This is a genomic window from Rhizobium sp. AC27/96, from assembly GCF_001692325.1.
Classification (GTDB): domain Bacteria; phylum Pseudomonadota; class Alphaproteobacteria; order Rhizobiales; family Rhizobiaceae; genus Rhizobium.
In genome coordinates, this window is sequence record NZ_LXKN01000024.1 from 63,346 (window position 1) to 73,718 (window position 10,373).

Below are 10,373 nucleotides of genomic sequence, written 5' to 3' on the forward strand. Positions count from 1 at the left end.
CACGCCAACAGCTTCCCCCGCAGAAAATATGGATGAGATGAACAGGATTTCGACAGATATCGTCGTTGTGGGCGGCGGGGTCATTGGGCTGGCGATCGCCCTTCGGCTTCGCGCTGATGGGCGTGAGGTTGTCGTCGTCGAACCGAACGAACCAGGATCGGGTGCCTCCTACGGGAATGCGGGGACCGTGGCCGACTATGCGATCATACCGGTGGGAACCCCGGCGGTGCTCCGGAATTTCCTGTCGCTCGTCCTCAGCCCGGATAGTCCTCTTGCAGTCCGCAGGTCGGCATTGCCGACCCTGCTTCCCTGGCTTGCCCGCTTTGCCTACGAATCCCTGCCGCATCGCTATCGCGAGAATGCCGGCCGAATTGCCGAACTTGTTTCGGACGCTTCCCCGGCCTGGACTGAATTTGCCGCCGAGATTGGTGCCTCGCAGTTCCTGTCGGCGAAAGGTTGTCTCTACCTTTACGAAACGCGAAAGGCGTTCCGGGCAGCCGGCGCCGACATAGCGTTGCGCCGCAATTATGGTGTTTCACAGGAGCTTCTTTCGGCTGATGACGTGGCCCGGCTCGAGCCGCGGCTCACCCGATTTGAGGGTGGCCTGTTCTTTCCCAAGGCCATCAACCTCAGCGATCCCGGCGAGGTGATGCATCTCCTCACTTCCGCTGTCAGGCGGGCGGGTGTGGAATTCGTGCAGGCATCCGTTGACAGTATCGTGCGGGAACGAAGTGGCTTGCGGATCGTTGCGGCGGCTTGCGAACTGCGTGCCCGCACAGTCGTCATTGCCGCCGGCGCTCATTCACGCAAGCTGGCGGCTTCCCTTGGCGACCCAGTGCGGCTCGACACCGAGCGGGGCTATCATGTCGAGTATGACATGCCCGAGCTGCCGATCGAGCGGCCGGTTTGTCCGACGGCGCATGGTTTTTACTTCTGCCCGATGCGAGGGCGGCTAAGGGTTGCCGGCCTGGTGGAACTTGGCGGATTGACCGCTCCGAAAAACCTGCGGCTTACACAGGCTCTCGTGAGGAATGCGCGCCGCTATTTTCCCGAACTTGGCGAGCCGAGCCGCTCCTGGTTGGGGTTTCGGCCTTCAATGCCCGATTCCGTGCCGATCATCAGGCCCTCAAGAGGTGGGAAGGATGTCATTCTTGCCTTCGGACATGGGCACATTGGGTTGACCTTGGCGCCTCGTACCGCGCAGTTGGTCAGCGCGATGCTGGCGAGATGAGAAGTCTGTCAGAGCGTTGATTTCCACCCGGGAGTAGTCCACTCGCAGTTCACGATGCATGGCGTCTGAGTTTATAAATACAATTTACAAGAGAATAATTATATAAACACACGTTTTTGACCTGCCTTCGGTAAAGCCGCCTCAAGTTGCGTGCCACGCCAGCGATCGATTTGGCGACCTGAAGGATATTCTCCGGAGTGATGTGAAGCCGTCGGCGAGATGGGGCACTTTCGCGATGTTTAGGGTGTGCCACACCGCCACCTCAATTGCGCAGACAAAGACCATCTTTTCTCCCAAATCATGCAGAGAATAGGTCTCAATGCTGGGTTAGATCAATCCATCGTCGAGGTGGGTTTCCACATGGAAGGCCAGGTGGAACTCCCTGGCAAGAGCGTGCATCCTGTGATGGGTACGCGTCAATCACGACAACTTGAAGACGGCCATACATTAATTCAGTGCATGAGCAGTTCAAGATGTTGATGGTATTTACAATCAGGCGTACGAATTATTGACAGATCACTATTGATTCGAAGCGACTGATACCGCACTTTAGATACTAGCGGGATAAGTGATCTCGTTAAGTCCAACGTTTATTGCAATAGCAAGCTAACGGGGCGCCATGTTAAACAACGATGTTCTATTCAACACCTTCGCACGCTCTTTCGAAGCGCGGCGCGAAGTCGAGATGTCATTCTCCGAATACCTGGAAGGGTGCCGGGAAGACCCGCTCATGTACTCAAATGCAGCCGAGCGGCTTCTGGCAGCCATGGGAGAACCATTGCTGATCGATACGGCCAAGGACACGAGACTTGGGCGTATCTTCATGAACCGGACGATCCGGACTTATCCGGCGTTTTCAGGCTTTTTCGGCATGGAAGAGACGATCGAACGGATCGTCGCCTTCTTCCGCCATGCGGCGCAGGGGTTGGAGGAGCGAAAGCAGATCCTCTATCTGCTCGGGCCTGTCGGTGGCGGCAAGTCTTCGCTCGCCGAGCGGTTGAAATCGCTGATGGAAGTCCATCCGATCTATGTGCTCAAGGCCGGCAACGAGCTGAGCCCGGTCTTCGAAAGTCCGCTCAGCCTGTTCGACCCTGTCACCATGGGGCCGATGATAGAGGAGCGCTACGGCATTCCTCGCCGCCGCCTGACCGGGCTTATGAGCCCGTGGTGCCTGAAGCGGCTCGAAGAGTTCGAGGGCGATATCTCCCGCTTCCGCGTCGTCAGATTGCAACCGTCGAGACTGCGGCAAATCGCCGTCGCCAAGACGGAGCCCGGAGACGAGAACAATCAGGATATTTCCTCGCTGGTCGGCAAGGTGGATATCCGCAAACTCGAAAGCCTGGCGCAGAACGATCCCGATGCCTACAGCTATTCGGGCGGGCTGAACCGCGCCAATCAGGGCATTCTCGAATTCGTCGAGATGTTCAAGGCGCCGATCAAGATGCTGCATCCGTTGCTGACGGCAACCCAGGAGGGCAATTATATCGGCACTGAAAATATCGGCGCCATACCCTTCTCCGGCATCATTCTTGCCCATTCCAACGAGTCGGAATGGCAGACCTTCAAGGCCAACAAGAACAATGAGGCGTTCATCGACCGCATCTGCGTCGTCAAGGTGCCTTATTGCCTGCGGGTCACCGAAGAACAGAAGATCTACGAAAAGCTGATCGAGGAATCCGAACTCAGCGACGCGCCCTGCGCGCCGTCGACGCTGGAGACGCTCGCCCGCTTCACGGTTCTGACGCGCCTTTCCAAGCACGAGAATTCGACTGCCTTCTCCAAGCTTCGGGTCTATGACGGCGAAAGCCTGAAGGAGACGGATCCGAGAGCGCGCAGCGTGCAGGAATATCGCGACACGGCCGGCGTCGATGAAGGCATGGATGGAGCATCCACCCGCTTTGCCTTCAAGGTTCTGGCGGCGACCTTCAACTACGATACGACCGAGATCGGTGCCGATCCGGTGCATCTGATGTATATGCTGGAGCAGTCGATCCGCAGGGAGCAACTGCCGCTCGAAACCGAGAAGCTCTATATCGAGTTCATCAAGAGTGAGCTCGGGCCGCGCTATGCGGAGTTCATCGGACATGAGATCCAGAAGGCCTATCTGGAATCCTATTCGGATTACGGACAGAACCTGTTCGATCGCTATGTCGACTATGCCGACGCCTGGATCGAAGACGTCGACTTCAAGGATCCGGATACGGGCCAGCTTCTGGACCGCGAGCTTCTCAACCAGGAGCTCACCAAGATCGAGAAGCCGGCCGGCATCGCCAATCCCAAGGATTTCCGCAACGAGATCGTCAAGTTCTGCTTGAGAGCAAGGGCGAGCCACGGCGGCAAGAACCCCTCCTGGACGAGCTACGAGAAAATCCGCGAAGTCATCGAAAAGCGGATGTTCTCCCAGGTCGAGGATCTTCTGCCCGTCATCTCGTTCGGTTCCAAGAAGGATGGCGAGAGCGAAAAGAAACATGCCGAATTCGTCGATCGCATGATGGCCCGGGGATACACCGAGCGGCAGGTTCGGCGGCTTGTGGAATGGTACATGCGAGTGAAACAGGCGGGATGAGCCACCAAGGAAGAAGGAATGCACATTGTTGACCGACGCCTGAACCCAGGCGGCAAAAGTCTGGAAAATCGTCAACGGTTTTTGCGAAGAGCAAAGGCGCTGGTGCAGAGAGCGGTGTTTGAATCCTCTCAAAATCGCGACATTCAGGACATTCTGAAAGGTGGCGAAATCAGCATTCCACTGGATGGAACCGAGGAGCCTCGGTTCCATCGCGGCCCCGAGGGGCTGAAAGAGCATATCCTTCCCGGCAACAAAGACTTCCTTGAGGGTGATATCCTGCCACGGCCGGAAAGCGGTGGCGGCAAGCCGCGCGCTGGCGGCGACGGCACGGGCGAGGATGCGTTCCGCTTCATCCTGACGCGAGAGGAGTTTCTCGATCTCTTTCTCGACGATCTCGAACTGCCTGACCTTGCCAAGCGGCGGCTGGTATCGACGGATCAGATCAACCCCGTGCGGGCCGGTTATTCGGTGACGGGATCGCCTTCCAATCTTGCCATCAACCGCACCATGCGCCTGGCGATGATGCGCCGCGTTGCCCTGCACCGTCCGAAACCGGAGACCGTGGCCAAGCTTGCCGCCGAGGCAGAGGAGTGCAAGGACGAGACGCGCCGGGCCGAGCTTGAGGCAGAGATCAAGATGCTGGAATCCAAAGTCCGGCGCATTCCCTACATCGATCCCATCGACATCCGCTATCGCCGTTTCGACAATGAGCCGAAGCCGGTGGCGCAGGCCGTGATGTTCTGCCTGATGGACGTGTCCGGCTCGATGTCGGAGCACATGAAGGATCTAGCCAAGCGCTTCTACATGCTGCTTTATATCTTCCTCACCCGGCAATATCGTCGTGTCGAGATCGTCTTCATCCGGCATACCGACGTTGCCGAAGAGGTGGATGAGGAGACGTTCTTCCGCAGCCCGGCAACCGGCGGCACGCAGGTATCCAGCGCGCTCGAAGCCATGCGGCGGATCGTGCATGACCGCTTTCCGCCGTCGGACTGGAATATTTATGCGGCACAGGCATCGGATGGCGACAATGCCTATTCCGACAATGCGACGGCTGCGGCGCTGATGACCAGCGAGATCCTGCCGGCATGCCAGTATTTCGCCTATCTGGAAGTGGGTGAAGCGCGCAGCGCGGGTATCTCTTCCGGTTCGGCGCTCTGGTCACTCTACGAGCGGATACAGGCGGGTTGGCCGGTACTGTCGATGCGGCGCGTCAGCGATCGCAGCCAGATCTATCCGGTCTTCCACGACCTATTCCAGCGACGGACGGCGGAAACAAGGAGCGGCTGATGGCGAAGAAGGCATCGATGGAACGGCTTTTTGAAGGTGCGGACTGGGATTTCGCTACCATCCAGCGGATCCACGATGCCTGCGAGCGCATCGCCGTCGACGAGCTTGGCCTCGACGTTTACCCGAACCAGATCGAGATCATCACAGCCGAGCAGATGCTCGACGTCTACTCCTCGATCGGCATGCCGCTGTTTTACAAGCACTGGTCCTTCGGCAAGCATTTCGCCCATCACGAGGCCTTCTACCGCAAGGGTCTTCGCGGCCTTGCCTATGAGATCGTCATCAACAGCTCGCCCTGCATCTCCTACCTGATGGAAGAGAATACGGCGACGATGCAGGCGCTCGTCATTGCGCATGCCGCCTTCGGCCACAACCATTTCTTCAAGAACAACTACCTGTTCAAGCTCTGGACGGATGCCGAGGGCATTCTCGACTACCTCAATTTCGCCAAGAGCTATGTTGCCCGCTGTGAGGAGCGCTATGGCCATGCCGCCGTCGAGCGGACGCTGGATGCGGCGCACGCGCTGATGTCGCATGGCGTCAATCGCTACGCCGGCAAGAAAACGCCGGATTTGCGTGAGGAAGAAAAGCGCGAGCGCGAGCGGCGCGAATATGACGAGCGGATCTTCAACGATCTGTGGCGTACGATCCCCGTCGGTGCGGGCAAGAAGATGCCGGATCTCGATCTGGAACGCCGCCGCGCGCTTGCCGGCCTGCCGCAGGAAAACCTCCTCTATTTCCTCGAGAAAATGGCCCCGCGGCTAAGGCCCTGGCAGCGGGAAATCATTCGCATCGTCCGGCACGTCGCGCAGTATTTCTACCCGCAGAGCCAGACGAAGGTGATGAACGAGGGCACGGCGACCTATGTGCACTATCGCATCATGACGCGGCTGCACGAGCTGGGCGGTATCGGCGACGGCGATTTCCTGGAGTTCCTGAAATCACACACCAATGTGGTCTTCCAGCCGACCTTCAACGACCAGCGTTATTCCGGCCTCAATCCCTATGCGATCGGCTTTGCCATGATGCAGGACCTCGAGCGCATCGTGACGAAGCCGAAAGAGGAGGACCGTCAGTGGTTCCCCGAGATTGCCGGGACCGGCGATGCAATGGCGGTGCTGCGCGATCTCTGGGCTAATTATCGCGACGAGAGCTTCATATCGCAATTCCTCAGCCCGCATCTGATGCGCAAGATGCGGATGTTCCATCTGACCGACAACCCCGAAGAGGAAGAGGGCTTGCGGGTGGCGGCGATCCACGACGAGCGCGGCTACCGGCGCATTCGGCGTGAGCTTGCCCGGCAATATGACGTCGGCTGGATCGACCCGCATATCGAGATCGTCGACGTCGATCTTGCCGGCGATCGAAAGCTGATCGTCAGGCACACGGTGCTGAATGGCGCGCTGCTCGAGGATATGGATGCCAAGCGGGTGCTGCAGCATCTTGCCGATCTCTGGAGCTACGACGTGCTGATGCAGGAAGTCGACGGCTCCGGGACCGTGCTTCGCGACCACCTCGTCCATCCGCGCGCTTCGGCGGTTGCGGCATAAGGAAGACAGCCAGCGCTTTTCCGCCCGGAATCCGCAAAACAAAGAGATAGAGCGCTCTCGCGATTCGAAAAAAAGCGAAAATGATCCAGCCAAGGTGGCTTTGGGCCCTTGGTTTCCTGATTGCGAGGCTTGAGGAGGGGGCGGGTGAGCCTTGTAGGGTGCACGAGGCCGCAACGAGCCGTGATCCAGCAATCTTTAACGCGCGGAACACGCCGCGATCGCTTGAGCATACTAGCTCTATCGCCTGCCATTTTAGGTTGGCTAGGAAGGCTCAATCAAACTCGAAGCTATTGATTTTGGCGATCCAATGGGCATCCAAGTTTAACAATGCCTCCGCGACATCGATATGTCCTTTCGCCACAGCCTGTGCTGCCGCTGCAGACAAGAGCATCGGCTGGTCCCAGGCTTCGTTCCGGTGAAGGCTCACATTCTCGACCAGTTGCGCGATTGCACGATGGTAGTCATCTGCATAAGCTGCGGGGATATCAGGGCCGTGCCCTGTCAGACGAGCTATCTCTATGGCTGCGGGCATCTGAAAGAATGAGAAGTCGATAGGCTCCTTCACTTCACCTGCAATCTTTACGATGTGAGGAACCGCGACATACGATGCGGAGTAAACGTCCCCCTGATGGCACAGGCTCGACCAAAGGTCGAACCACGGGGCATCTCGATGGTTTCGCTTCGGGCCTGGCGATGAGGCTAGTCTCCGCAGCAAATTCGGTATATTGGACGCATCGCCGTAGGCGTGCTGCAATTCGCTCCAGCGAATATCATCAAGAGATAACATCTCATGATTGTATCGGCCGCTATCCGGCTGTCAACACGACACCATCGAGCGTTGCCGGTCACGCTTAGCGAGTTTATGGCTGAGGTCGGCGCTGGTGGCCGCTCACCTGGGCGCCGTCTTCCGGCTGGAGCTTCAGGAAGCCGGGTATGCCGAGCAGCGGAATCACCGCCATCAGCAAAAATGCAATGTGGAATTTCTCCGGCGTCAGCGGCGAGCCATCCAGCGTGACGACACCGAGCAGCATGGCGGCGACAGAGACACCGAAGCTGACGCTTAGCTGCTGCAGGACACCACCGAGGCTGGTTGCGCGGCTGAGCTGGGCTGCCGGCGTATCGGAATATGAGAGGGTGTTGGACGTCATGAATTGCGATGCGCGCGCCAGCCCGAAGATGAAGACATAGATAATGATGAACCAGTGCGGCGTGTCGGGCGTAATCAGCGCGAAACCGGCCACGACGGCGGCGCCGAAAACAGCGCTCCAGGTCAATATGCGGTCGAAGCCGTAAAGCTTCAGCAGCCGCGTCGACACCGGCCGTACGACAAGGCTGCTCACCGCACTGACGAAGGTCAGCGTGCCCGACACGATGGGGCTCAGGCCGAAGCCGACCTGCAACATCAGCGGCAGCAGGAAGGGTACACCGTTCAGCCCGACGCGGCAGATGCCGCCGGCAAGCGTGCCGACGCGGAATGTGCGCAGCTTGAACAGCGTGAGGTCGACGGCCGGGGATTCGGCCGTTCTTGCATAGCGGATGAAGCCGACGAGCAGCAGACCGGCGGCGGCGAGGGAGAGGAAGATCGCCCAAACAGGAATGGTGGGCCGGCCGATATTCTCGATCCCGTATTGCAGCAGCACGCAGCCGAGGCCGACCATAACGAAGCCGGGAAAGTCGAACCTGATCGAGGTATCGCGGTCGGTATCCTCGACATAGCGCAGCGCCATGATCATGCCGATCACGCCGAAGGGCAGGTTGACCCAGAAGATCCAGCGCCAGGAGAGATAGGTGGTGAGGAAGCCGCCGAGCACCGGCCCGATGACAGGTCCGATGACGGCCGGCAGCGTCATGTAGGTCATCGCGGTTACCAACTGGCTGCGCGGAAAGCTGCGGATGAGGATGAGCCGCCCGACCGGCGTCATCATCGCACCGCCGAACCCCTGAAGCGCGCGCATGGCGATCAGCATGGGCAGGCTGGTCGCCAGGCCGCAGAGGATGGAGCCGAGCGTGAAGATGAAAAGGGAAAGCGCGAAGATGCGGCGGGCGCCAAAGCGATCCGCGAACCAGCCGCTCACCGGGATGAACATGGCAAGCGTCAGGATATAGGCCGTGACCGCCAGGTTCATGCGCACCGGAGTGGTGCCGAGGGTCCTGGCGATATCCGGAACGGCGGTGATGAGAATGGTCGAATCGAGCTGTTCCATCAGGAAGGCGACGGCAACCACGGCGGGGATGATGTAGCGCAGGCGAGGGTTACGTTCGACCGCGAAAGTCTGGCCCTGCGGATGGGGATCTGTGGAATCCATGGACTGTAATTGCTTTCCACCGCCGAACCAGGCGATCCGGCACGTTTGCGATGCGCATGAATCCCTGCGGAAACCGCCTTGTGCTTTCGGGGGACGTGTTGCTACCGGCCGGTGATCCGCCGACCTTCGGAATCGCTGCCCATATGATCACCATCCATGGCGCAGTGCAACAAAAACTGGATGGAGCGAAAGCTCGGGATCATGTGGCAAATGGCGTTGGCCATTTCCTGATATTCCCAATGGCCGCCCAAGAGGCGCAATAAGGCGGCACAAACCTATAGGAAGACAGGTGATCTACGTGCAGTCCAAATCCTGCGCGCGCAAATCAACTCAGCGGAAGCGTTGAAAATATATCTGTGTCGCCATCAATTGCGTAGGACTCGGCGAAAATTACTTGTCCATCGCTAATTCTGTAAGGAAAGAAGCCGATAACAGAATAATTGTCGCGGTGATTTAATGATACCGCAACAGCATCAGATGCGTCTCCAGTCGTGGGCAATTTGACCCTTACGTCGTAGACGAGAGCAGTCGCTCTATACTCGCTCTTGCGTGCACCCTCAATAAATGCATCCTTGAGGTTTGCTATCACGTCGACGGAATCTGGATGTTCGTCACCGTCGTAAGTCGCCACCAGCGTCATCGTCCCGCTCGTTTGAATTGCACCGCCAAACGGAAAAAACTCACCATAGTTCGTTAAATGGCGCTCCGCCAATGGCATCAGCCATTCAATGAGAGCATTACAATCCTAGTCTGGGTCTACTTCCATTTGTCGCACTCCTTCACATCACAATTGTTATACAACGAAATGGATGACCGCCTCGCGCGGTGCGCGACTAAATTATTGACGGGAATGCACCACTTGCGTCCATCGCTATTTCCTAATGATACAACCCATGGTGATAATTTGTTGCTGGCAATCGACCGGGCTGCCAATTGGGGATAGACATGCCGTTTCCGGAAGAGAAAGTTTGGGACGAAATAAACGACGGCTGGAGCCGTATGTCCTTCAAACAGCGGAACCTTTGGAGTGTCATCAAAAGAATGCCCGAGGAGTGGGAGTTGAAAGGATATGGCCCCTGCTGGATCGTGGCATTGATTGGCGATACGGTGATCTACTACAACCATTTCGAACATGGGTTCAATCGGTCGCCGTGATCGGAATTCGGCGTCATCGATAATTTCCAGTCGCTTCAGCGTGGCCTGGAACACTCAATGCAGGAGCAGCTTGATGTTATTGAAACTGGTTATGACATAGGCCATTGGTCGAGCGGACCGTTTCCTGGCGAGTATCCCGGCCGGTAATTGCCAGTCTTCAAGATGTCCGGATTGGGCCGATACCGTTGAAAAACCCAGCTAAACGTCGTTGTGCCAGTAAGCCTTGAAAAGCGCGTTGGACCCGAAGATGGATTCATACTCGGGATAGGCCATGC

8 protein-coding genes are annotated in these 10,373 nt (G+C 57.9%); 5 read left to right on the forward strand and 3 right to left on the reverse strand.

The annotated features are described in order from the left end of the window. Positions 1-37: 37 nt before the first annotated feature. The 4 genes from A6U86_RS20280 to A6U86_RS20295 all read left to right on the forward strand — a co-directional run bounded on the left by A6U86_RS20280 (position 38) and on the right by A6U86_RS20295 (position 6,637). On the forward strand, positions 38-1,231 hold the full coding sequence (locus tag A6U86_RS20280) for an FAD-binding oxidoreductase (protein WP_068394781.1): 1,194 nt from the start codon (positions 38-40) through the stop codon (positions 1,229-1,231). Positions 1,232-1,850: 619 nt separating this feature from the next. Then, positions 1,851-3,797 (forward strand): PrkA family serine protein kinase, encoded by a 1,947-nt coding sequence (locus A6U86_RS20285; RefSeq protein ID WP_068394764.1) that lies wholly within the window; start codon positions 1,851-1,853, stop codon positions 3,795-3,797. 18 nt (positions 3,798-3,815) lie between these two features. Beyond that, positions 3,816-5,087, forward strand: coding sequence for a YeaH/YhbH family protein (locus A6U86_RS20290; RefSeq protein WP_068394765.1), 1,272 nt, complete (start codon positions 3,816-3,818; stop codon positions 5,085-5,087). Next, positions 5,087-6,637 (forward strand): SpoVR family protein, encoded by a 1,551-nt coding sequence (locus A6U86_RS20295; protein ID WP_068394766.1) that lies wholly within the window; start codon positions 5,087-5,089, stop codon positions 6,635-6,637. The genes A6U86_RS20290 and A6U86_RS20295 overlap by 1 nt, the downstream gene beginning before the upstream one ends. A 271-nt stretch (positions 6,638-6,908) precedes the next feature. Here the strand turns inward: A6U86_RS20295 and A6U86_RS20300 are convergent, their stop codons facing one another. From A6U86_RS20300 to A6U86_RS20315, 3 genes are all read right to left on the reverse strand, one after another. Then, a complete protein-coding gene (locus A6U86_RS20300) occupies positions 6,909-7,424 on the reverse strand; it encodes a hypothetical protein (protein ID WP_068394767.1) in 516 nt (171 codons plus the stop codon). Between the two features lie 73 nt (positions 7,425-7,497). Then, positions 7,498-8,943 carry a DHA2 family efflux MFS transporter permease subunit gene (locus A6U86_RS20305; RefSeq protein ID WP_068394768.1) on the reverse strand — a complete coding sequence of 482 codons (1,446 nt, stop codon included), beginning with the start codon at positions 8,941-8,943 and terminating at the stop codon, positions 7,498-7,500. A 325-nt stretch (positions 8,944-9,268) separates the two neighbouring features. Then, entirely contained in the window at positions 9,269-9,661 is a 393-nt protein-coding gene (locus A6U86_RS20315) for a hypothetical protein (protein WP_141683759.1), read from the reverse strand. A gap of 227 nt (positions 9,662-9,888) precedes the next feature. Between A6U86_RS20315 and A6U86_RS35895 the strand changes: the two genes are divergently transcribed. Beyond that, positions 9,889-10,098, forward strand: a complete 210-nt coding sequence (locus A6U86_RS35895; protein ID WP_244510025.1) for a hypothetical protein — start codon at positions 9,889-9,891, stop codon at positions 10,096-10,098. Positions 10,099-10,373 lie beyond the last annotated feature (275 nt).

Bases quoted from the DNA above. Each gene is read 5' to 3' on its own strand.
- A6U86_RS20290 (WP_068394765.1), top strand. From the start codon at position 3,816: ATGCACATTGTTGACCGACGCCTGAACCCAGGCGGCAAAAGTCTGGAA.
- A6U86_RS35895 (WP_244510025.1), top strand. From the start codon at position 9,889: ATGCCGTTTCCGGAAGAGAAAGTTTGGGACGAAATAAACGACGGCTGG.
- A6U86_RS20305 (WP_068394768.1), bottom strand. From the start codon at position 8,943: ATGGATTCCACAGATCCCCATCCGCAGGGCCAGACTTTCGCGGTCGAA.
- A6U86_RS20315 (WP_141683759.1), bottom strand. From the start codon at position 9,661: ATGCCATTGGCGGAGCGCCATTTAACGAACTATGGTGAGTTTTTTCCG.
- A6U86_RS20295 (WP_068394766.1), top strand. From the start codon at position 5,087: ATGGCGAAGAAGGCATCGATGGAACGGCTTTTTGAAGGTGCGGACTGG.
- A6U86_RS20285 (WP_068394764.1), top strand. From the start codon at position 1,851: ATGTTAAACAACGATGTTCTATTCAACACCTTCGCACGCTCTTTCGAA.
- A6U86_RS20300 (WP_068394767.1), bottom strand. From the start codon at position 7,424: ATGTTATCTCTTGATGATATTCGCTGGAGCGAATTGCAGCACGCCTAC.
- A6U86_RS20280 (WP_068394781.1), top strand. From the start codon at position 38: ATGAACAGGATTTCGACAGATATCGTCGTTGTGGGCGGCGGGGTCATT.